Annotated in this window: 22 protein-coding genes and 2 pseudogenes; 22 read left to right on the top strand and 2 right to left on the bottom strand. The window is 36.0% G+C overall.

The window, feature by feature from the left end:
- Positions 1–108: 108 nt before the first annotated feature.
- Positions 109–1295 (bottom strand): annotated as a pseudogene (locus BN1372_RS03135) (IS256 family transposase).
- 404 nt (positions 1296–1699) lie between these two features.
- Here BN1372_RS03135 and BN1372_RS03130 point away from each other — a divergent pair.
- The 14 genes and pseudogenes from BN1372_RS03130 to BN1372_RS03060 all read left to right on the top strand — a co-directional run.
- Positions 1700–2251 (top strand): annotated as a pseudogene (locus BN1372_RS03130) (TnsD family Tn7-like transposition protein); the annotation flags it as partial.
- Positions 2252–2260: 9 nt separating this feature from the next.
- Entirely contained in the window at positions 2261–2641 is a 381-nt protein-coding gene (locus BN1372_RS15815; RefSeq protein WP_187118382.1) for a Tn7-like element transposition protein TnsE, read from the top strand.
- A gap of 185 nt (positions 2642–2826) precedes the next feature.
- Positions 2827–3528 (top strand): vancomycin resistance response regulator transcription factor, VanR-F/VanR-M family, encoded by a 702-nt coding sequence (vanR, locus tag BN1372_RS03120; protein ID WP_062197398.1) that lies wholly within the window; start codon positions 2827–2829, stop codon positions 3526–3528.
- Positions 3521–4642 (top strand): HAMP domain-containing sensor histidine kinase, encoded by a 1122-nt coding sequence (locus BN1372_RS03115; RefSeq protein ID WP_062197397.1) that lies wholly within the window; start codon positions 3521–3523, stop codon positions 4640–4642. Before vanR ends, BN1372_RS03115 begins: the two co-directional genes overlap by 8 nt.
- A gap of 95 nt (positions 4643–4737) precedes the next feature.
- Positions 4738–5274, top strand: coding sequence for a M15 family metallopeptidase (locus BN1372_RS03110; RefSeq protein WP_062197396.1), 537 nt, complete (start codon positions 4738–4740; stop codon positions 5272–5274).
- 161 nt (positions 5275–5435) lie between these two features.
- Positions 5436–6344: a D-alanyl-D-alanine carboxypeptidase family protein gene (locus BN1372_RS03105; protein ID WP_062197395.1), complete on the top strand. Its 909-nt coding sequence runs from the start codon at positions 5436–5438 to the stop codon at positions 6342–6344.
- Between the two features lie 931 nt (positions 6345–7275).
- A complete protein-coding gene (locus BN1372_RS03095; RefSeq protein ID WP_062197393.1) occupies positions 7276–7674 on the top strand; it encodes a RidA family protein in 399 nt (132 codons plus the stop codon).
- A 278-nt stretch (positions 7675–7952) separates the two neighbouring features.
- Entirely contained in the window at positions 7953–8672 is a 720-nt protein-coding gene (locus tag BN1372_RS03090; protein ID WP_062197392.1) for an ATP-binding cassette domain-containing protein, read from the top strand.
- Positions 8669–9421, top strand: coding sequence for an ABC transporter permease (locus BN1372_RS03085; RefSeq protein WP_062197391.1), 753 nt, complete (start codon positions 8669–8671; stop codon positions 9419–9421). Before BN1372_RS03090 ends, BN1372_RS03085 begins: the two co-directional genes overlap by 4 nt.
- A gap of 9 nt (positions 9422–9430) precedes the next feature.
- Positions 9431–9808 (top strand): hypothetical protein, encoded by a 378-nt coding sequence (locus tag BN1372_RS03080; RefSeq protein ID WP_062197390.1) that lies wholly within the window; start codon positions 9431–9433, stop codon positions 9806–9808.
- 10 nt (positions 9809–9818) lie between these two features.
- The gene (locus BN1372_RS03075; RefSeq protein WP_062197389.1) at positions 9819–10328 is read left to right on the top strand and encodes an RNA polymerase sigma factor; all 510 of its coding nucleotides are present in this window, start codon (positions 9819–9821) and stop codon (positions 10326–10328) included.
- Positions 10318–10566 (top strand): hypothetical protein, encoded by a 249-nt coding sequence (locus tag BN1372_RS03070; protein ID WP_062197388.1) that lies wholly within the window; start codon positions 10318–10320, stop codon positions 10564–10566. The genes BN1372_RS03075 and BN1372_RS03070 overlap by 11 nt, the downstream gene beginning before the upstream one ends.
- 323 nt (positions 10567–10889) lie before the next feature.
- Positions 10890–11939 carry a DUF1835 domain-containing protein gene (locus BN1372_RS03065; protein WP_062197387.1) on the top strand — a complete coding sequence of 350 codons (1050 nt, stop codon included), beginning with the start codon at positions 10890–10892 and terminating at the stop codon, positions 11937–11939.
- Positions 11940–12046: 107 nt separating this feature from the next.
- Positions 12047–12742: an aspartate/glutamate racemase family protein gene (locus BN1372_RS03060; protein WP_062197386.1), complete on the top strand. Its 696-nt coding sequence runs from the start codon at positions 12047–12049 to the stop codon at positions 12740–12742.
- A gap of 93 nt (positions 12743–12835) precedes the next feature.
- Here BN1372_RS03060 and BN1372_RS03055 read toward each other — a convergent pair whose 3' ends face one another.
- Positions 12836–13438 (bottom strand): LysE/ArgO family amino acid transporter, encoded by a 603-nt coding sequence (locus BN1372_RS03055; protein ID WP_062197385.1) that lies wholly within the window; start codon positions 13436–13438, stop codon positions 12836–12838.
- 99 nt (positions 13439–13537) lie between these two features.
- Between BN1372_RS03055 and BN1372_RS03050 the strand changes: the two genes are divergently transcribed.
- From BN1372_RS03050 to BN1372_RS03015, 8 genes are all read left to right on the top strand, one after another.
- Positions 13538–14956 carry an aminotransferase-like domain-containing protein gene (locus BN1372_RS03050; protein WP_062197384.1) on the top strand — a complete coding sequence of 473 codons (1419 nt, stop codon included), beginning with the start codon at positions 13538–13540 and terminating at the stop codon, positions 14954–14956.
- A 353-nt stretch (positions 14957–15309) separates the two neighbouring features.
- Positions 15310–16191 (top strand): LysR family transcriptional regulator, encoded by an 882-nt coding sequence (locus BN1372_RS03045; protein WP_062197383.1) that lies wholly within the window; start codon positions 15310–15312, stop codon positions 16189–16191.
- A gap of 118 nt (positions 16192–16309) precedes the next feature.
- Positions 16310–17320 carry an LLM class flavin-dependent oxidoreductase gene (locus tag BN1372_RS03040; RefSeq protein WP_062197382.1) on the top strand — a complete coding sequence of 337 codons (1011 nt, stop codon included), beginning with the start codon at positions 16310–16312 and terminating at the stop codon, positions 17318–17320.
- Between the two features lie 58 nt (positions 17321–17378).
- Complete coding sequence (locus tag BN1372_RS03035; protein ID WP_062197381.1) at positions 17379–18713, top strand: LLM class flavin-dependent oxidoreductase; 1335 nt, start codon at positions 17379–17381, stop codon at positions 18711–18713.
- Between the two features lie 30 nt (positions 18714–18743).
- The gene (locus BN1372_RS03030; protein ID WP_062197380.1) at positions 18744–19004 is read left to right on the top strand and encodes a glutaredoxin family protein; all 261 of its coding nucleotides are present in this window, start codon (positions 18744–18746) and stop codon (positions 19002–19004) included.
- Positions 19005–19029: 25 nt separating this feature from the next.
- Positions 19030–19539 carry a GNAT family N-acetyltransferase gene (locus tag BN1372_RS03025; RefSeq protein ID WP_062197379.1) on the top strand — a complete coding sequence of 170 codons (510 nt, stop codon included), beginning with the start codon at positions 19030–19032 and terminating at the stop codon, positions 19537–19539.
- Between the two features lie 141 nt (positions 19540–19680).
- Positions 19681–20667: a PLP-dependent cysteine synthase family protein gene (locus tag BN1372_RS03020; protein ID WP_062197378.1), complete on the top strand. Its 987-nt coding sequence runs from the start codon at positions 19681–19683 to the stop codon at positions 20665–20667.
- 116 nt (positions 20668–20783) lie between these two features.
- Positions 20784–21926 (top strand): amidohydrolase, encoded by a 1143-nt coding sequence (locus BN1372_RS03015; protein ID WP_062197377.1) that lies wholly within the window; start codon positions 20784–20786, stop codon positions 21924–21926.
- Positions 21927–21971 lie beyond the last annotated feature (45 nt).

The raw sequence follows: 21971 nt of genomic DNA, 5'->3' as shown, positions 1-21971 counted from the left end.
GTTCGTCACTTTCGTATTCAAATAGACTTGTTCGTGGCTTTGATTTGGATGTATAGGAAAGGGCTAGCCCTTTCCTATACATCCAAATTTCGCGCTGGCGCGTCCTGATTATTTTACAGCTTCATGCAACTGCTCAAAAATTTCTTCCAACTTTGCACGGGCCTGATTAAAGCCGATAGGACAATGCGTGACGAAACGTTGATTGTAATCTTCCAATTGCGTTACCAAGAAGCGTTCCAGCGATTCTTCGTTCGGGAACTGTTCCTTACGTTTCGTATATTTCTTGATTTGTTTATTAAAAGATTCAATCAGATTTGTCGAGTAGATGCTTCGCCAAATCGCTTTTGGGAATTGATAAAACGTCAGTAAATATGGGTTATCAAGTAAGCCTTTCGTGACTTTTTTCTCCATTTTTAATAGAACTGCCCAAGAGCTAGCTCAGCTGCTTCGGCGTCCTTTGCCTGGTGAATCGTTTTAAAATCTTCGCATACCTCCTTGCGATCCTCTACACGCACTTTGTGCATAATATTGCGACCAACATGCACAAGACGTACTTGATAGTTCGCTTTTGGAAACACGCTAAAAGTAGCGTTAGCCATGCCTTTTAAGCCATCTGATACGAATAATAGGACGTCTTCCACGCCCCGGTCTTTCAGCTCTTTTAGCAGCTCCTGCCAGTTGTAAGCCGACTCCGTTGGGGCAATCGTGTAAGCAAGCACTTCCTTTGAGCCGTCTTCACGAATTCCAACAGCGATGTAAACAGTTTCTTTTGACACCGTATCACGACGTACGGCAATATACGTTGCGTCTAAATACACGCACACATAGCGATTGTGCAGCGGACGTTTATTAAACGCTTCAACTGTTTCCGATACCGCCCTTGTCATGTTCGAAATCGTTTGTGGTGTGTAATGATGCCCATACATTTTCTCGATTAACTGAGCGATTTCAGCCATCGTGATACCTTTCTTGAATAGGTGAATCACCGTCTCTTCCAGCGTATCGTTTGAGCACTTATAAGGAGCGACCGTCTGTTGTTTGAACTCGCCATTACGATTACGAGGGATTTGTATGGCCAAGTTGCCATACTCTGTGTGAAGCGTGCGCGAATAAGACCCATTGCGTGAATTGCCTGAGTTAAAGCCAGTCCAATCATCCTTTTCATAGGCTAGAAATTCTGTTAGTTCCGTCGCCAGCAGCGAATTGATTGTCATTTCTAGGTGCGAACGGAAAACTTCCGTAATATCTTGCTTTTTCACTAGTGCATCGACAATTTCTGTTGTAAACTGATTCATAGGGAAGACCTCTTTTCTAGGATTGGTTATGGTGACTTAATTCTACCAAGAAAAGGCCTTCCTTTTTACATGGAATTTTTCATTTACACAAAATATTTTACACTCTCTATGAAAGAAAGAGATATTTTATTGCGACTAATAAAATTGAAAAATATATAAGATGTAAGTTGAGGAAGAAATATAATTTCTTAGAAGATAAAATCTTACATAATAAAATTGAGTATCAGGTCGGTGAAGTTATTATAATAAAAAAATATGAGGTGATTAAATGCTGCATTTCTTCACAAATCCATATCCAAATGAATTGTTGTATTCAGCCATTGCGCCATTTATTTTTCTTACAATTTTTACAGCGGGACATCAAATATTTTTAGTATAATTTTACAGATAAAGGTGCATTTGTAACTGGTCCATTTCCTTGTTTAAATAAGGCTACATCACACTATAAGCAGTTCATCATTCAGGATGTAGAAGTAATAAGGGATTTTAAAACGAAAAATTTGATTGGTAGATTTACATGTTCATGTGGTTTTATTTATGCAAGAAAACATACAACAGATATTTTTAAAGTGTTGGATATTCAACATAAATCAATAAAAAAATGTCTATATACACCAGATAAAAGAAAAAAGCGACTGTCAAATCAAAATCAGTCGCAAGTACATATATTAAATGAAAACAACGGAGAGCGATCAAGAGAGGACGCGAATCAACCGGTCATTGATATAGAGACTACTCAGATGACTTTCCATCAACCAATTATAGTAAATAGGATACCAAAACAAGAGCAAAAAGTGAACCAAGGAGAAGTATACATTTCAAACTCCGGTCAAGGTGAAGGAATAAAACAGGGCGTTTTTGGGCTAGATGAATCAATGTATGGAGGGGAGATAACACCTATAGAATTCCAATCTATGGAAATTGCTGATACATATATGAACTATGGATTAGATTAATTCATTGCAATGATTAGGTATCTTGCTGAATTTTATAAACACTTAAGTGTTTCTGTGAATTTTGTTTATCTTCCTTTAGGACGGAAGTTTTCATATTTGCCGGATGGGAGAAGGAGAGTATGTGCGATTGTCAGAGCATCGACTAATTTGAAGACATCTTATAAACTAGAAATTGCAGTTCCGGATAATCGTTCATTATTAACTTTATTAATGCTATCTAAAGGAAATTATGTTAATAACGAACATATTATTAATAATTTACCTAATAATTTGGCGAATTCTAGTGGTAGTTGGAGCCATTCCTTTTTACAAAATCAGGAGAGTATAAAGATAAAGCACTTCAAAGAAACTCAAGATCAATGGGCTTTTAGGCTTTTTAGATTCTTGTGAATTTATCGCTTGGGTGGTTTTGGAATACAGTCATATCGCTTTTTATCTCCTCTGGATCCGAAAATTGGGTCATTTAATATGGAAATGCCAAAATAAGATTTAAAACTATAGAAGAGATTGCGAAACGATATACTTAAAGTACCGGGTAAGTTAATAGGAAGTTTCGAATTACGAGGAGTGGGAAGATGAAAGATATTTCGATATTGATTGCTGATGATGAAGAGGAAATTGCCGAACTTGTTGCCATTCATCTGGAAAAAGAGGGGTATCATGTTATTAAAGCATCAGATGGACAAGAGGCTATTCATATCATTGAGACTCAACCTATTGATTTGCTAGTTTTAGATATCATGATGCCAAAAGTGGATGGCTATGAGGTAACCCGCCGTATTCGTGAAAAGTATAATATGCCTATCATATTTTTGAGTGCTAAAACATCCGATTTTGACAAAGTACATGGACTTGTAATTGGAGCAGATGATTATATGACTAAACCTTTCACTCCAATAGAATTGGTAGCTCGTGTTAATGCTCAGCTCCGTCGGTTCATGAAGTTAAATAAGCCTAATACAGTTACAGATAATCAAATCGTCTTAGAGTATGGGGGATTAGTTATTTCTCTTGAGCAGCGTCTAGTTACTCTATATGGAGAAACAATCGAGCTGACACCTAAAGAGTTTGATATTTTGTACTTATTAGCGAGTCACCCTAAGAAGATTTTTAGTGTGGAAAATATTTTTAGGCAGGTGTGGGATGAAGCATATTTTGGAGGTGGTAATACCGTTATGGTTCATATACGTACGCTACGGAAAAAACTTAAAGAAGATAAAAGGAAGGACAAATGGATTAAGACAGTATGGGGAGTAGGGTATACATTCAATGGCTAAAATAAAGCGTAGTTTTCGTTCGAAAATGGTACTTTTATTCGGGTTAAGCATGTTTTTATCAGGTAGTATAACGTATATAACTTTTAAAGTTCTCCAGTTCTATTATCACACAGAGGTTCAATACGGGGATTTTTTGGCTCAACTTCGCATTTTGATGAGGAGATTCGGGGATTTTAATATCTTTTTTATCTTATTTATTTTAATATCTTTTCTTTTTTTCTTTTTACTTACTAAGCCCTATTCTATCTATTTTAATGAGATTTCAAACGGAATTCGTAACCTTGCTCATGGTGACTTTAATCATAGAGTACATATTCGATCCAATGATGAGTTTGGTGAGATTGCCCTAGACATTAATTTGGCAAGTGAAAAATTACAAGAAGCGATTCAACGAGGGGATTTTTCAGAAAGCAGTAAGGATCAATTAGTCGTAAATTTAGCTCATGATTTGCGAACTCCGCTTACCTCTGTTCTAGGATATTTGGACTTAATCCTTAAAGAAGAAAACCTAACTAAAGAGCAAACTAGACATTTTTTAACGATTGCCTTTACTAAATCCCAACGCTTAGAAAGACTAATTGATGAATTATTTGAGATCACTAGAATGAATTATGGAATGCTTCCAGTCGGAAAAAAAGAAATAAATTTAACTGATCTTCTTAATCAATTATTAGAAGAATTGTATCCTTTATTTGAAAAGAACCGTTTAATTGCTCGGATGAATTGTGATACTCATTTACCTATTATGGGTGATGGAGATTTATTGGCACGTGTGTTCGCAAATCTTATGACTAATGCAATTCGTTATGGATATGACGGTCAGTATATTGATATTAATGGTTCTATTGATGAAAACGATGTGGTTATTCAGGTAGTTAATTACGGAGACAGCATTCCTAAAGATGAACTTCCACATCTCTTTGATATGTTCTATATCGGAGATAAGTCACGGACGCATAAAGAAAATAGCACAGGTCTTGGCTTGTTCATTGCTAAAAATATCGTGGAACAGCATAATGGATCGATTACTGCCGAAAGTAGTATAATCCAGACAATTTTTGAAGTCCGCTTGCCAAATGAGGTGAATGAACCCATTGAGAATAATGATCTTTGATATACAATTTAAGAAAAATTTAAGAATTACCCCACTTATTTTTTAAATAGTTTCACCTATATTTTAAGTCAAGAAGCATGGGAGGGAACTAAGAAATGAAGAAGTGGGGCTTTTTCTTTTTATTAATATTATTTTTCTGTGTAACTTTCTTAAATGAACTAAATAATCTAGATTCTGAACTGCCGGACGGGCTTTATCATGTCGTTTCCGAGCGAAGCGAACAGCTAATCCAACAGGCAAAGGCACAAGGAATTGAGGTCATGATTACAGATGATTTTCGCAGTTTTGAAGAACAAAATCATCTTTATACAAAAGGAAGAACTACAGAAGGAGAAATTATTACTCACGCTCAGGGAGGCGAGTCGTACCATAATTATGGACTAGCCATTGATTTTGCCTTACTAAATCAAAAGAAACAACCCATATGGGATATGACTTTCGATGATAACGGAAACGGAAAATCGGATTGGTTGGAAGTTGTCGACATTGCAAAAGAATTAGGCTTTCAATGGGGAGGAGACTGGCAGGACTTCAAAGATTACCCCCATTTACAAATGAATTTTGGACGGAGCATACATGATTTGCAAAGTGGAGAAAGCCCTCCTAGGCAATCCTTATACGCAGGGAAATAGGAAAAAAGTGAATGACAATTACCATCTTCACAGGAAAAGTGTTCAAGCTATATTGTGAATTATTGCGCTTAAAGTAGCGGGCTTCTTTAAGAAAACAGTGTTTTAAAGCATTCATTATAGATAATCAAGCAAATATGTTGTTATTGAAAGGTAGAGGCGGTATGAGAAGGTTTTTAACGTTTGTAAAAGTTTCAACGATCATGATAATTGTTATATTTGTATTACTTAGAGTAGAAGATACATTGAATGTAAATATGAAAGATTTTTTTCACCTTTTTAGTACCGATGATTATGTCAGTCCTTATATTTATGTGGTTGATAGGGAAACCGAAAATGTAATTTATGAAAAGAATTCTAAGTCTAAGGCATATCCTGCATCGCTCACAAAAATTATGACCACAATTGTAGCACTTGAGAATATTGATGACTTGTCTGCAATTGCTCCTATAGATATAGATACGTATCGGGAAATGGTTGCAAGCAACTCTTCAATGGCAGGATTTTTTGGAAAGGAAGCAGTAACATATCGGGATATTGTATATGGTACTATTTTAACTTCTGGTGGTGAGGCAGCTAACTCTTTAGCTATTCATGTGGGCGGAAGTGTGGAAGGCTTTGTTCAAATGATGAATGACAAGGCTGTTGAACTAGGATTAAATGGGACACACTTTACTAATCCTGAAGGCCTCCATAATAAAAAACAATATACGACAGCCTCTGATATGGCCAAGCTCTTAGATTATGCTTTAGATAATGGTCATTTTAAAACGATTTTTACAACAGAGACATTTCAAACAACGCCAACTGCAGACCATCCTGATGGAATTTTGTTAAAATCAACTGTTCTCACGTCCCTGAATAAAGGGGAGCAAAACGGTTTTGAAATTATTGGTGGAAAATCTGGTACAACGTATGAGGCTGGACAATGTTGGGCAACACTTGGGTTGGTAAATGATCGTGAATATATAAGTATCGTCATGGGGGCTCCACTAGAAGACATTAGTCATCCAGACAAAGCACAAATAGTGGATACGTTGAAATTGTATACAAAAATTAAATCAAATGAATAATGAAAAGATATAAGTGTTGCTTTTAAAATAAAGTTTTGATTAGATACATCAGGTAACCCGCATATAACGTTAACAAAAGGGCTCATAAAAAAATTATCTTTCAAAGTGCAGCCTTTTGTAGTTAGCATAGAAATTGGGTTTGCAAGGAATTTTGATCAAACTTTATTCCAAAGAAACATTTAGATTTAAACAACTCTATTGTCATTTGACATTTTTGTGTCTACCTGTAACTCTCCCTTATAATTTTCAATTAAGTCTTATATGCTCCTGATATGTGGTATATCATTAACAATAAATATAATTGTTATCGCAAAATTCGATTGTTCCGTAGCAAAATAACTTGTTCTCTTGATCAAATAAGTTATTCCCTAATACGAGTGAAAATTGGAGGATTGTCTCTAGTTTTCCTCGTTTTTTATGTCCAAAAGCGGAGAAAGAACCAGAAAAAAGCCTGGAAACCCTCCTTCTTAATTCCTTATATTCCTGTCTCTACGGAACAACTTATTCTTCTAAAAATCAAGGTATTTACAAAAAACAGGATGGAAAATAAGCGAGTTAGGGAACAACTCATTTGACAATGGAAATAGAGAAAACGGGAGAAAGACAGGAATGACAAGGGTTTGGAAGATGGGATGAGGGAACACTTTAATTTTACAACTACAATGGCGACAAGCATATACATACTTTAGATTAATATTTAAGTTGCGTAAAGAACCTATTTCCTATACAATAGCAATAATTATTAAAAATCTTGTCACTTTAAGAGGGAGGAGTGTTTACCATGAAGAAAAAATCACTTAAGTTTTTATCTTACGGATATGGATACTCCACTGCTGTTTTTTTCTAGAAATCTTTTCAAGGATGAAGTGAGTCGAAATTTGACGTTCTAGGAAAAACTGCAGAAAAATCTTTTAAATAGCGAGGTAAATAAATGAAAAACGAAAAAATCACAAGAAAAAACCCAACAAGTATTCCGGCACCAGTTGGCAATTACACACATATTACAAAAATTCCAAGGAATGCAGAGTTATACGTTACATCAGGTCAAGTCGGTGTAGATGGAAATGGACAATTTCCACAAACTATGAATGAACAAGTAAGTAATACATTTATCAATATAAAAACAGTGATAGATTCTGAGGACTTAAGCGCTGAAAACATTATAAAAGTGAACATATGGGCTACTGAGGAAATTGATTGGGAATTTTTTGATTCAGAGTGGGAACAATTATTTGGCAATGATTATCCAGCAATGACGATTGGATATATTGCTGAGTTAGGGTTACCCGAGATAAAAATTGAAATAGAAATTTGGGCAGCTAAAGTATAAAGTTCAAACACACTCATCAAAACCATGGAACACCTAAAGCTAGGTGATTCTATGGTTTTTAATATGGGCACATTTTAAGTGAGAAGTGGCGTTATATTTAGTAGAAAAAAGATAATAAAACACGTTGCTGCTTGCTTACCTGCTAGAAGGTTGTATCAATGCGTAGATGAACAGCAAAGAGAAGTGATGAATAATTGATTGTTTTTAAAAATAAAATGAACTTTTTCCCTTCCTTATGTGTATAGGTAATGAAAACACAATGAGGGAGGGTTTTTTTATTGGTATTACATGTACATAATCTTGTAAAAAAATATGGTAGTCAGGCTATATTAGATGGTGTTTCAGCAACGTTTGAACAAGGAAAATGTTATTTGCTTTTAGGTGAAAATGGTGCTGGTAAATCAACGTTAGCAAACTGTATTGCAGGGGGCGAAGTATACGATAGTGGTTCTATTTATAGAAATGATGCAGTCTTTCATGCGTATGATCAAACTGCAATTCAATATCAATCATTTGAAAGTTATCCCAACTTAAAAATACGGGAAGTAATAGTATTATTTCAAAAACTTATAACGAATCCATCTAACATACAAGAGTTATATGACTTACTAGATATTGTGTCGTTTGAACATATTTTAATGAAACATGCGTCCGGTGGTCAAAGAAAAGCAGTTTCTATTATTTTAGCTTTTTTATTAAATAAACCTATTATTTTGTTAGACGAACCTTTTGCCGATTTAGATTTAACGAAGAAAAAGAAATTACAGCAATTTTTAACGACACAATTGCAAGAAGGGAAAATAATGATTGTCATTAGCCATGAGGTAGCGGGTTTTGAATCCTTGTTTGATTACGTTTATATTTTACAAAAGGGACAGATGATAGAGCATGGTACAAAGGATGAAGTACAGAAGAAGTATCAAAATACGATATTTCCAGGGATTGAGGGTATTTATTTTGAAGTAACGGGTCAAGTGTTAGGAGGGAAGGTAGGATGATTGTCCATATTGCGAAAAGCTATATGCTAGAAAATGTGAGGAATTTAGGGGTGTTGTTAGGAAACTTATTGCCGGCTTTTCTGTTTATTCCTATGTCTTGGGCGAGTAAATTTGCTTTAACAAATAGTACGGAAACATTCGATTATATGGTGAAGGGACAGTTTCTACCGATATCTATCATGTTACTCATTTACTCGTTTGCATTTTCTGCTGCTACGATTAATTTAGTAGAGTTAAAAGCAAATCGAACCTTTCACTGGTTGAAGCGTACCGATATTTCTTCTTTTGCTTACTACTTAGGAATGGGCGCTGGGGTTTTTATTTTAATGAATATATTTTTAGTGTTCATTTTAGTTGGATATGGGTTGTTCATTCCTATTTCATTGCGCACATTTTTTATGATTTTACTTATGTGTAACTTTGTTTTGCTGACACTTTATCCGTTAAGTTTTATATTGGCAGGCATGTTTAAAAATGAAAAGGTTGCACAAAGTATGTTAACTTCCATTATGATAGTAGGCATGTTTTCGATTACGATGCCGTCTTTATTTTTAACGATTAATGGTAAGGACCCACAAGATTATTATGTATTTTTAAGCTGGAATCCGATGTTGTATTTGAATGATACATTACAAGCTCAATTAGACGTAACGAATAGCACTTGGTTACCTTTTTATCAGTATCTTCTTATTCTCCTTGTATTAAGTGTATTGCTTAGTTTTTTTGCGAAAAAAATGTATGGAAGGTAGGTGGTAAAAATGGATATTGGTTGGACGGTGTCATTAGTGGTGACGGGGATTTTTATTACTATTATTATGGCGATTATGATTCCATATGATCGCAAATACATTGTACGAGAAAATAGAAAAATAAATTATAACAAAACAACCGTTTTTCTACGCTGGAATGTATTTGATTCGTTAACACTAGTCATAGCGATGTATACGATTATTTGCGTACAAGCGTTAAACTTTCTTCTTTCATCTGGGGAAACGATTGAAAATCCTTTCGTTCAGTTCTTTACTAATCAATCTCAAGCATGGGTAATTGTGACGATTTTGTATCTTCTTTCTCGTGTTTCGGTTACATTAAAATCAATCAAAGCTCATTTAGAGGTAGAAAATGATCAAGAGTAATGAGGAGTGGATGAAGGACTATCAGCAAGGTGATGAACGAGGATTTGCAGCCCTTTATGAACAGTTACATAAGCCAACATATTGTTTTTTATATCGTTATACTCGTGAGGAGCAGCTAAGTGTCGATATCGTTCATGATGCATTTGAAGTATTACAAAAAAAGAAACACGAATTTGATAGCGAAAAAGGAATCGTTAAAGCATACGTATTTCAAATTGCTTATCGGCTTCTTATGAACAAATTAAATCGTCGTAAAAAATGGCGTTCTCTTTTGCCGTTTTTAGTGCCGATTTCGACACAACGATTTTCGACAGATGAAAAAATAATCATCCAGGAAGCAATTGCAAAATTGCCTGAGAAACAACGCGCTGTCATCATTCTTGCTTATTATGACGATTTGCCACAAGAAGAAATTGCACAAATATTAGCTATTCCAGTAGGTACGGTAAAGTCGCGGTTACATCATGCCATCAAAATTTTGAAGGACGAACTAAAGGAGGATTTTCAGGATGAAGGATGAATTTAAAGATGAAGTAGTTTTAAAGAACCAACTGGATGCTTATACCGTTGAAATACCGAAAGAAAAACTTGCGATGAAACAAACGAGATGGCAACGATTTATTCGCTATTTAGGTTCACCAACACAAAATCCACTCGAAACGGTTCACAAAACATTTTTTGGTTTGCAAGCAATGAGAATCGTTCCGTTAGTAAGTATTGTTTTTATGACAATCCTTCAAATGCTATGGATAAGTTAAACAAAAAGGTCACGTATGTTTTTTTAGATTATTTTGCTACAAAATGTATTCGACATGATGTGTCACATAAAGGATAGTAGGACAGTTTGCTAAAGTTGTAAGTGATTGTAACGTTATGGGCATACATCTCTACGCGCTATCAATGCTCTTGCTATCACCACTCGTTGTCGTAAATAAAGGATGGGGGTGAAATTTTTTAACGCGAAACTGGCACGCATTATTAATCTTTGTGTGTATATGAGTATTTAAACAATGGAGATGATCGTTTGTGTGAATACGTATCATTGAAAAATAAATCATTTTAGAAAAGGGGTGGATAATTTATGCAGATAGAAAAATTGAAAAAAATCATCGAAGAACTACCAGAATCAGAAGCTAAAACGCTGCTTTTTCAAGTTATGTGTCAAGTAGCGTTGTGGAGAGAAACAGATTATCCAGAAACACAGTTTATTCGTACAATAGAAAAAATGTATGAATTAGTTTTGAAGCTACCAAAAGAACAATCAGAAACGATGGAAAACGAGATGCAAAAAGTCCATATTGTTTTTGGAGATTCAACTGCGGGATCACTGAAAATGGCTCTAAGGGAAATGAAAGTTGATCCAGTAGAAAAAGTACTTTCCTTTTGGGAAATGTTTTCGATTGGACCTGTTTGGATGTTGCATAAAAAAATAGGACAAGAAGCTAGATTAGATTGGATGAAACAAATCTATCATGATGAACAGGAAGATTTTCAACAATTCTTCCATAAATCGATAAACCAAATGAGTGCAATTCCGGAAGATGTACCGATTATCATTTGGGTAGCTGAAAATGCACACGAGCAAACAGGACTTCGATTTGTGCTACATGCATTATCAAACAAACCAAACGAAATCACCGTAGTCAACGCAACAAAAGCATATGAAGAACATTTTAATCGGCCAGATAGTAAATACACAGTTTTGCATACAGGAGAAATTTCTTCAGAACAATTGCAAGTCATTTACGAACAAGGTGCGGGTCAGATTTTATCGGAACATGAAAGAAAAGAGTATGAAAACGAATGGTTAGCCCTTGCGGAAACGAAGGAAACGTTGCGGATTTGGAGAAAAGAGAAAATAAAGAGTGTCAGAGAAGACTATTATGACCAGTACATGATGAATTTAGCAAAAAAACTTCAGATAGAGCGGGAACGTGAACAAGAATCGGAAGAGTTTATGAAATCTGCGAGATTAATAGGAGAAGCGTTAGGACATTTAGATCAGTGTGTAGGAGATGTATTTTTAGAGTATCGATTAAGAAAGTTGATAGAAAAAGGTATTTTTGAAATGCAGGGGAATTTAAAAGGGCTGCGGTTTTATAGTGTGCGACTAGTAAATCCCTTTCACTAATTCATGTAGGGAACATAAAACATTCACAAGAGTATGTAATTTTTTATATGTACTTATTAGGCAAAAGTTATGCTTGAAAAATTTTCATGAAATCGGAGTGAAACCTTTTGAAAACAATTGGATTAATTGGTGGAATGAGCTGGGAATCTACAGTGGAGTATTATCAAATTATCAACGAAGAGGTTAAAAATAGATTAGGAGGTCTGCATTCAGCAAAGTGTTTGTTATATAGTGTTGATTTTGCAGAAATAGAACAGTATCAGTTTGAAGGCGATTGGGATAAAGCAGGTGAACTATTGGGGGATGTTGCAATTTCATTAGAAAATGCAGGTGCAGATTTTATTGTTATTTGTACAAATACGATGCACAAAGTCATTGGACATATGGAAGAAAAAATTAGCATACCCATTTTGCATATCGCAGATGCTACAGCAAACCAAATTAAAAAATCTAACATAAGTACGATAGGTCTACTAGGAACGAAGTATACAATGGAACAAGATTTTTATAAGTCCAGATTAGAATCAAGTGGCATCCATGTTTTAGTTCCCAATCAGCCAGAACGCGAACTGGTGAACAAAGTGATTTATGAAGAGTTATGTGTAGGAGAAATCAAGCAAGTATCGAGGGAGTATTATAAAGCAGTAATGGAACGCTTGGTTGAATGCGGGGCAGAAGGAATCATTCTTGGTTGTACGGAAATTGGGTTATTGGTAAAACAAGAAGATGCCACTGTACCATTGTTTGATACAACTGTCATACATGCGTTGGAAGCTGTTAATAAATCGTTGGAATCAAAATGATTTTTTTATCTTTCATGAATGGGCGGTAAGACATCCATGTTAAAATGGTAAGGTAAGAGGGGGAGAGGTAAAATCCCCCTATGGAAGATTTCTTTATTCAATAAGCCCAAATAAAAGATAAACTGCTGTTCCCCAAATAAATAAAGCAGATCCTTTATGAAAAATATGCATAAATTGAATTGAATTCAATTTTTTTATCTGATTCCCTGCCACAATTAGTCCTAAAAACCAAGCCCAAGATACTGAAATACAAGCAACGGTAAATAGTACTTGATCTAGTCCGCTATATGTAATAGCACTTGTCCCGATTACTCCAACTGTATCAAGAATAGCATGCGGATTGAGTAAAGATACGGATAAGGCAAAAAGAATTTGTTGGCGGAAAGAGAGTGCTTTATTTTCATTGGTTGTCGTTCCTTCAGATTTCCATATCATACCCCCCATGTAAAGTAAAAAAATGATTCCAATCATCATTAATACGAACCGTAGCCAGGCAAACTGTAAGACTAGTAATGACAATCCCAAAACGGCTAGAAGAATTAAGAGTGTATCACTAATGGCCGCCGTTATAGCAGCAGGTAAAGCTTTATATAAATACGGTTGAGTGGCCCCTTGCGAAAAGACAAATACGTTTTGAACACCTAAAGGTAAAATAAGCCCAAATGCTAAAATGATCCCGTGAATGATTGCTTCCATGTCATCGACTTCCTTTCAAGATTCATTCTACTATGGTACAACTAAAAGAAAACAACCAATTGGATGGAAGTTTATCCATCCACTTTAAGGGGTGATTGGATGAATTGGGAACCAAATCGTCAATCTCATTTAACCATTCAACAGCAAATTTTGAATTGGATAAGGGAGCGGATTGAAAGAGGAGAATGGACGGTTGGAATGAAAATTCCAAGTCAACGGAAATTAGCCTTAGCATGGAAGGTGAATCGGAGTACTGTACAGCTCGTTTTAGATGAACTAAAAGCAGAGGGGTTACTTGAATCAAAGGTTGGTTCAGGGGTATATGTAGCAAACAACTCATGGAATGTCATGTTAAATAGCGTGCAACCGAATTGGACTCGTCACATTGAATCGAGTATTCATGAGCCAAACAATCATACTATCCAATTAATTAATGAATACGAACAGAAAGACAATATCATTCGACTAGGAACAGGAGAATTATCTCCTACATTATTACCGACAAAGCAATTAGAAAAATCATTAAAAAGCATTTCGATAGAACCTAAAGCAATCGGTTATTCGCCGCCACAAGGAAGTCTCAAACTACGTCAACTTTTATGTCGTCATTTGCGTAAAAGGGGAATTCAAACGGAAGCCGAAAATATTTTAATCGTATCAGGAGCGTTGCAAGCGTTACAATTAATTGCAATTGGCGTATTGGAACAACATTCTATCGTGTTTCAAGAACAACCGTCTTACCTACAGTCCGTCCATCCATTTCAATCTGCAAGAATGCGTATCGTACCTGTCTCACTCGATAAAAAATCACCACAACAATTGTCTTTATTACAGGGAAAAAGACAATCGCTTTTGTACTGTATCCCAACTTTACAAAATCCAACAGGGCGTAGTTGGTCGCTAGAGAAAAAGAAACAAGTGTATGACACATGTAAAAAACTACGAGTCCCTCTTATAGAAGATGATGTGTATAGTGAATTGTTATTTGATCGAACTGCTTTGCCGATAAAGTCATTCGACAGATCGGGACAGGTACTCTATATCGGAAGTGTTTCGAAAACATTAAGCCCTGGATTAAGAATTGGTTGGATTGTTGGCCCGACTCCAGTAATCGAGCGCTTAGCAGATATTAAAATGCAAACAGACTATGGTTCTAGTGCTTTTTCTCAAGAGATTGTGGCGTATTGGTTAGAAATGGGGTTATACGACAAACATATACAAACCCTTCGTCAACAATTGAAAAAAAGAGCTACGTTTGTCGAAAATATATTGAAAAAAGATTTTAAGGAAATAGCAACCTGGCAAACATCAGAAGGTGGGTTTTATATTTGGTTGCGATTCAACAAACCGATTGTCAATAAAGCTTATTTTTTAAACTTGTTAAAACAAAACGTATTAATTAATCCAGGATATATCTATGAATCAAATAACCTACATCATATTCGTCTATCATATGCATATGCCTCTTTTGAAGAATTAACAACGGGGCTATCTATTTTACGAAAACAAAGCACTTGATGGATAACGAAAGATGTTGGATTGTTTTGTTTGAAAGGATAGATAAAGAAAACGATCAACCATTTTCTAACGGGGTCTTATTGCCTGGTGCGGCTTATTTTTTGTTAAAAAATAGTTTATCAATACCAATGAAGGAAGAGATATTATTTTCTAGGTCACTGAAAAGTAACCCTTTTTTGTGTCCTTTTTTATTTTAAAAGGGTTGAATATGCTATTCATAAATCATACTTTACTTATATGTTTATAAAGTTAAAATTAAATAAACTATATGTAATGGGAAAATATGTTTTTATTAGGAAGGTAATAAAATGACACTGAAACTTTTTACTTTCAGCACCAAAGGAGGGAAAAGGATGAACCTTGATCATATTGAAACGTTTATGTATGTTGTTCACTTAAACAGTATCCGCAAAGCAGCAGATGCATTATTTTTATCACAGCCGACAGTAACTGCAAGAATTAAAGCGTTGGAAAAGGAGTTAGATACCGAACTGTTTAATCGACACGGGAGAAGGATGACGTTAACGGAAAAAGGAAAAGCTTTTGTTCCATATGCGGAACAAATGATCCATTCTTACCGCCAAGGAAAGAAACAGTTAAAAGGCGGGAATAACCAAAAGGAAATTGTCATTGGGGCAAATATTATTACTTCCCAATATTTTATTCCCTTTGCTCTTCCGTTATGGAAACAAGCACATCCTCATTTGCATTTTACATTTATTTCGGCTTCTAATGATGTACTAATTGATAAATTGCTAAAAAAACAAGTAGATGTCGCCCTTATCAAAGATGTGTTACACAATCGTTTGCAAAACCATGAAATTCTTGATAATTCCGTTCGTCTAGTTGTGTATCCCGGGCATCGTTTTCAATCGCATACGTTGTTAACCGCACAAGAACTAGCGGAAGAACCGATGGTATTTTTCGAATGTGGTGCATTTGATTGGAATACCGTTCATAAAATTTTTGAAGTTTCTGGTGTAGAACCGCGTATTGAATTTCAAGTGAATCATTTAGAAGTGGCGAAGTCGATTATCCTTAGCAGAAGTGGAATTGGCTTTTTACCTTATTTGTGTATAAAAAAAGAGTTAGAACAAGGGACATTAATAGAAATAGATGTGTCTCATTTCATGAATATGAAGCAGCACGTTTATGCGACTTATGTAAAACATGGTGAAGAAGTTCCTTTGCTTTTAGCTGATATTTTGTTATCTGCACAAGCATTTGAAAAATAGATAAAATTAATTTTTCAAGATAAAAATTTTTTCTATCAGTAAAACCATTGCCATTAATCATACTAAGATGATAGGATAAGTGTAATTAAAAAAACTGAATGAAAAGGGGGAGTAGAAGATGAGTTTTAAGCTTGGGATTTTAGATCAAAGCCCCATATTTCCAGGAGAATCGACTGTTGAAGCATTTCAACAAACAATACAATTAGTCAAGCAAGCAGAAAAATGGGGATATACTCGGTTTTGGGTATCTGAACATCATCATTCTGACCAACTAGCAGGCTCATCACCAGAAGTGTTAATAGCCTATTTATTAGCACAAACAAAATCGATTCGTATTGGATCAGGTGGGGTTTTACTGCAACACTATAGCCCATATAAAGTAGTGGAAAATTTTCATGTGTTATCGCATTTAGCGCCAGGACGAGTGGATTTAGGTATCGGTAAAGCGCCAGGAGGACTTCCGCTATCAACGAGGGCTTTACAATTTGGTACAGAAAATGATGGTTCCGACTTTGAAGAACGGCTTTCTTTTTTGCAACAATTAATTGAAAATTCAGTAAATGATACTCATCCATTAGCTGGCATTCAAGCGACACCCATTCCAACCGAAAAACCGGAAAGCTTTTTATTAGGGGCTAGCGCAAAAAGTGCAGAACTGGCGGCTAATCAAAAAATGACTTTTGTTTTTGGTCTTTTTTTTAACAGCCATTTAGAAGAATTGGAAAAAGCAAGTCAAATATATCATGAACGTTTTCGAGAAGGAACGTTCATTGTGGGAGTATCAGCGATAGCGACTTCTACTCAAAAAGAAGCAGAACAATTAGCAAATGATCAAAAAATATTGAAAGTTTATTTGGAAGATGGGCGTTCCGTTAAAGTTTTAACACGAGAACAAGGAGAGTTATTCGGAAAACAAGCGGGGATACCTTACACAATAGAAGAACAAGATTCTGGTGCCATTGCTGGAACAGCTGATTATGTTAAAGCAAAATTAGAAGAGTTGCATAGAAAATACGGCATTGATGAATTTATTTTGCATAATCCCATTTTAAACAAAGAAAAACGATTGCAATCTTTCCAGTTATTACGACCGCTTCAAGTGTATAAGAGTGAAAAAGTTGTTTATTAGCGGGATTTTTATCCGAACAGTATGTATAACGTTTCTAACATTGTAGGGGGGTATAAAGATGACAAAACGAAGAAAGTTAAAATTTGGTGCACTTGTCCACGGGGTTGGTGGAAATATCGCTAGTTGGCGTCATCCGGATGTGCAAGTAGATGCTAGTATTAGTTTAGCATTTTATAAAGAGCAGGCTAAAAAGGCGGAAGAAGGAAAGCTGGATTTAATTTTTATTGCAGATGGTCTTTATATTAATGAGAAATCGATTCCGCACTTTTTAAATCGATTTGAGCCATTGACCATTTTATCTGCACTAGCTGCAGTGACTACACATATTGGACTAATTGGAACGGTGTCCACGTCGTACAGTGAGCCTTATACGGTTGCGCGGCAATTTGCTTCATTGGACCATATTAGTCAAGGCCGAGCAGGGTGGAATGTCGTAACTACTCCCCTTGAAAGTACGGCATTAAACTACAGTAAAACAATTGAGCAACATCCAGATCATGCGACGCGTTACCGGATAGCATCAGAATATTTAGAAGTAGTGAAAGGACTTTGGGATTCTTGGGAAGACGATGCGTTTATTCGTGATAAAGAATCCGGAGTATTTTTTGACCTTTCTAAGTTACATGCGTTACATCATCAAGGAGAATTTTTCTCGGTTCAAGGGCCACTTAATATAGCACGGTCTAAACAAGGGCATCCTATTATTTTTCAAGCAGGATCATCCGAAGCGGGCATTGATTTAGCAGCAAAAGAAGCTGATGCTATTTTTACGGGGCAATCGTCCTTACAAGATGCTAAGGAATTTTATCAAAAAGTAAAAAATAGAACAGAAGCTTTCGGACGCAACCCTGATGAGATTTTCATTTTACCATCTCTTTCTCCTATTATTGGGGAGACAGAAGAGGAAGCAGAGCGGAAGTATCAAGAAGTAGCAAACCTTGTTTCCATTGAAAATGCTTTACATTATTTAGGACGATACTTTGATCATCATGACTTTTCACAATATGAACTAGATGCTCCCTTTCCTGAACTCGGGGACATAGGGAAGAATAGTTTTCAAAGTACAACAGATCGTATTAAACAAGAAGCAAAAGAGGAACATTTAACACTTCGACAAGTGGTTTTAAGGGAAGCAACACCGCGTTCTCCTTTTACAGGGACGCCAGAAAAAGTAGCAGATGTAGTGCAGGAATGGTTTGAAGAAAAGGGAGCAGATGGGTTTACGATTGTTTCTGTTGTGCCGAATGCATTGCATGATTTTGTTGATTACGTTATCCCTATTTTGCAAAAGAGAGGCATTTATCGAACCGAATATGAATCAGATACGTTACGAGGAAATTTAGGATTACCGTTTCCAATCAATCGTTATACAAAGGAAACAGTGAATCCATAAAACATGATCATTACTAGGAGGAATGAAAAAATGAGTAAAGAAATATCCATTGTCGTTTGGTCTAAGGAAGGTTGTTCTTATTGCACGGATGTGAAAGCGTATTTAGAAGAAAAAGGTGTAGGATATCAAACAGTAGATGTTACGAATCATGATGAAAGACGAGATATTTTAGAAACAAAATACGGCGTCCGTCATGTCCCTGTTATTGAAATTGGGCAAGGAAATATATATAAAGGCGTTACAAAGGTAGGAATTGAACATTTAGAGGAAGTGTTAAAAGTATTTTTTTAACGGAAATGAAGGGAGAAGGGAGCTTATGGCGATTCCAGTGGTCGTTACTGAATTACAAGAAGAGGAAAAAGAGCTTGTCCGACGAGTATTAGTGGAAAGTTATCAACAGTATGAAGATAAATATGCAAGCCAAGAAATTTGGGAAGAGTATTTAGAGCAAATTCGTGCATCGATTGATAACCCACAAGTAGATAAGATTTTAGTAGCTAAAAGTAATCAAGATGTTCTTGGGACATTACAATTATTCGAATCTTCTGAAAAAGCATATGGTATACCAGAACTTCAAATATTTTCACCGATTATTCGGTTACTAGCTGTTCATCCAAAGGCCCGTGGTCAAGGTGTAGCACAAACGTTACTGAAAGCAAGTATAGATTATGCGAAGCAAAAAGGAGCACCGAGTATCTATTTACATTCAAGTGACAGAATGCAAAAAGCTATACAATTGTACGAATGGTTAGGTTTTAAACGAGATGAAACAAAAGAATTTCAAAAGTACGATACGTTAGTAAAATGCTTTCGTTTAGATTTATAAGAGCAGAATATGAATATGTAAATAGATAACATAGTTAGGATCGTAGTAGCGAATGTTAGATGTATTTTTATTACTATAATTCATAGTATTTTCATGTGATAACTAAATTTAATGTGAAAATCATAATGAGGAGGAAATAAAATGAGTAAAATTAAAAAATCAATTACAGAACTTGTAGGGGGAACACCTTTATTAGAGGTGACGAATTACCAAAAGAAACACCAATTAGAAGCAGAAATCGTTGCGAAATTAGAGTATTTAAATCCAGCTAACAGTACAAAAGACAGAATCGCCAAAGCAATGATTGAAGAAGCGGAGAAGAAAGGGATTTTAAAACCTGGTGATACCATTATTGAAACAACAAGTGGCAATACTGGCGTTGGCTTATCGGCCATAGCGGCTGCGAAAGGATATAACGTGAAATTGTATATTCAAGATAATGTCAGTGTCGAACGAACAAAAGTAGCAAGAGCATACGGTGCAGAAGTTACGCCATTATCTGAAATTCCTGGTGGTGTAGAAACACTTGAACAAACAGATGGAGATTTTGTTGCACTGATTAATGATGTTATTAAGCCATATATTGATGAACATGTAAAAGAAGGTGTGTTTTTAAACCAACTGGATAATAGAGCAAATCCAAACGTTCATAAAGAAACAACGGGTCCAGAAATTTGGGAAGATACAGATGGACAGATTGATATTTTAGTAGCAACCGTCGGAACAGGCGGCACATTAAGTGGAACGGGTGCCTATTTAAAATCGAAAAATCCCGACATCCAAGTAGTAGGTGTAGAACCCGGGTACCAATCCATCGCTACGTTTGAAAATCCTGACGTTGTTGAAATTACAGGTGTTCACCGATTTTCTGATCAAGAAAAAGAACGGGTACCTGCAAACGTTCATCTAGATGTTATTGATGAAGTATTAGAAGTGGAAACGAGTCAAGCATACGAAGTAGCGAGAGAAATAGCGAAAACAGATGGGCTTTTAGTGGGAACATCCTCTGGTGGAGCGATTTGGGCAGCGACGCAATTAGCAAGACGTCCAGAAAATAAAGGGAAAAGAATCGTAGCCATTCTTCCTGATACAGGTTTACGGTATTTATCGACTGATTTATTTGAATAAAATAGATGAATTTTTTCTCTTAGCAAAAACATCATGCTTGCAATGTGTTAATAGGTAAGAGGAACTTCAACATTTTATTATTCACACGTGTTAACTGTGTATCATGGAGGGATTGGATGACTGCAGTAGAATTGGAACAACGTTTAATCGAAATACGACGACATTTGCACCAATATCCTGAATTATCGAAAGAAGAATTTGAAACGACAAAATCAATTCAAAAGTGGCTACAAGAAAAAGGAATCCCTATTCGCGAAACGAACCTGCGAACAGGAGTGTTTGCGGATATTATTGGAAAGCACCCAGGTCCAATTGTTGCCATACGAGCGGATATCGATGCGTTACCGATTGAAGAACAGACAGGATTTCCTTATGCGTCAAAAAATAAAGGGAAAATGCACGCTTGTGGACATGATTTCCACACTGCTGCCGTGATTGGAGCAGCGTATTTGTTGAAAGAATCACAGTCTGAATTACACGGAACGATTCGTCTCCTTTTCCAACCAGCGGAAGAAACAGGCGGGGGTGCTCAATACGTCATGAAAGATGGACAGTTACAAGGAGTGGCGGCGATTATTGGTCTTCACAACAAACCGGATTTACCAGTTGGAACGATTGGAATAAAAGAAGGCCCATTAATGGCAGCGGTAGATCGTTTTGACATCTTTATTCGCGGAAAAGGTAGTCATGCTGCGCAACCGCACATGGGGAAAGATCCAATTGCCACTTCCGCACAATTGATTACCGCCTTGCAAAACATTGTTAGTCGGCATACATCTCCGTTACAAAGCGCTGTCGTAAGTGTAACTAAAATTGCTGGAGGAAACACATGGAATGTGATACCTGGTGAAGTGAAATTAGAAGGAACAGTAAGGACATTTGATCTTTCTATTCGGGAAGCAGTAAAAGAACAAATGAATCAAATCGTTGAACATATAGCCATTGCGTTTTCACAAGATGCGACGATAACATGGTCACCTGGTCCACCACCGTTAATGAATGATGAAAAAATAACCAAAATCCTTCGGGGAACGGCTGAAAGTCAATCTTTACGAGTAGTGCATCCAGAATTATCGATGGCTGGTGAGGATTTTGCAAGTTACCTCCAAGTGGTTCCAGGTTCCTTTGTCTTTTTTGGTACAGAAGGCAAAGAAGATTGGCATCATCCGTCCTTTACATTAGACGAACGAGCGATTGTTAAAGCGGCTACATTTTTATCAGAGGGGGCAAAACGTTTAACAAAAATGATTGGTAAATAACGAGTATACTAGGAAAGGAAGGAATGTTAGCGTTCATAGTTAATG

The organism is Massilibacterium senegalense, assembly GCF_001375675.1.
GTDB classification, from domain to species: domain Bacteria; phylum Bacillota; class Bacilli; order Bacillales; family Massilibacteriaceae; genus Massilibacterium; species Massilibacterium senegalense.
Note: the sequence above shows the minus strand (reverse complement) of the source record. Positions and strands in the feature narration are given on the sequence as shown.

Bases quoted from the DNA above. Each gene is read 5' to 3' on its own strand.
- BN1372_RS03110 (WP_062197396.1), top strand. From the start codon at position 4,738: ATGAAGAAGTGGGGCTTTTTCTTTTTATTAATATTATTTTTCTGTGTA.
- BN1372_RS03050 (WP_062197384.1), top strand. From the start codon at position 13,538: ATGAATTGGGAACCAAATCGTCAATCTCATTTAACCATTCAACAGCAA.
- BN1372_RS03085 (WP_062197391.1), top strand. From the start codon at position 8,669: ATGATTGTCCATATTGCGAAAAGCTATATGCTAGAAAATGTGAGGAAT.
- BN1372_RS03080 (WP_062197390.1), top strand. From the start codon at position 9,431: ATGGATATTGGTTGGACGGTGTCATTAGTGGTGACGGGGATTTTTATT.
- BN1372_RS03045 (WP_062197383.1), top strand. From the start codon at position 15,310: ATGAACCTTGATCATATTGAAACGTTTATGTATGTTGTTCACTTAAAC.
- vanR (WP_062197398.1), top strand. From the start codon at position 2,827: ATGAAAGATATTTCGATATTGATTGCTGATGATGAAGAGGAAATTGCC.
- BN1372_RS15815 (WP_187118382.1), top strand. From the start codon at position 2,261: ATGATTAGGTATCTTGCTGAATTTTATAAACACTTAAGTGTTTCTGTG.
- BN1372_RS03035 (WP_062197381.1), top strand. From the start codon at position 17,379: ATGACAAAACGAAGAAAGTTAAAATTTGGTGCACTTGTCCACGGGGTT.
- BN1372_RS03075 (WP_062197389.1), top strand. From the start codon at position 9,819: ATGAAGGACTATCAGCAAGGTGATGAACGAGGATTTGCAGCCCTTTAT.
- BN1372_RS03065 (WP_062197387.1), top strand. From the start codon at position 10,890: ATGCAGATAGAAAAATTGAAAAAAATCATCGAAGAACTACCAGAATCA.
- BN1372_RS03095 (WP_062197393.1), top strand. From the start codon at position 7,276: ATGAAAAACGAAAAAATCACAAGAAAAAACCCAACAAGTATTCCGGCA.
- BN1372_RS03015 (WP_062197377.1), top strand. From the start codon at position 20,784: ATGACTGCAGTAGAATTGGAACAACGTTTAATCGAAATACGACGACAT.
- BN1372_RS03030 (WP_062197380.1), top strand. From the start codon at position 18,744: ATGAGTAAAGAAATATCCATTGTCGTTTGGTCTAAGGAAGGTTGTTCT.
- BN1372_RS03040 (WP_062197382.1), top strand. From the start codon at position 16,310: ATGAGTTTTAAGCTTGGGATTTTAGATCAAAGCCCCATATTTCCAGGA.
- BN1372_RS03115 (WP_062197397.1), top strand. From the start codon at position 3,521: ATGGCTAAAATAAAGCGTAGTTTTCGTTCGAAAATGGTACTTTTATTC.
- BN1372_RS03025 (WP_062197379.1), top strand. From the start codon at position 19,030: ATGGCGATTCCAGTGGTCGTTACTGAATTACAAGAAGAGGAAAAAGAG.
- BN1372_RS03070 (WP_062197388.1), top strand. From the start codon at position 10,318: ATGAAGGATGAATTTAAAGATGAAGTAGTTTTAAAGAACCAACTGGAT.
- BN1372_RS03020 (WP_062197378.1), top strand. From the start codon at position 19,681: ATGAGTAAAATTAAAAAATCAATTACAGAACTTGTAGGGGGAACACCT.
- BN1372_RS03105 (WP_062197395.1), top strand. From the start codon at position 5,436: ATGAGAAGGTTTTTAACGTTTGTAAAAGTTTCAACGATCATGATAATT.
- BN1372_RS03055 (WP_062197385.1), bottom strand. From the start codon at position 13,438: ATGGAAGCAATCATTCACGGGATCATTTTAGCATTTGGGCTTATTTTA.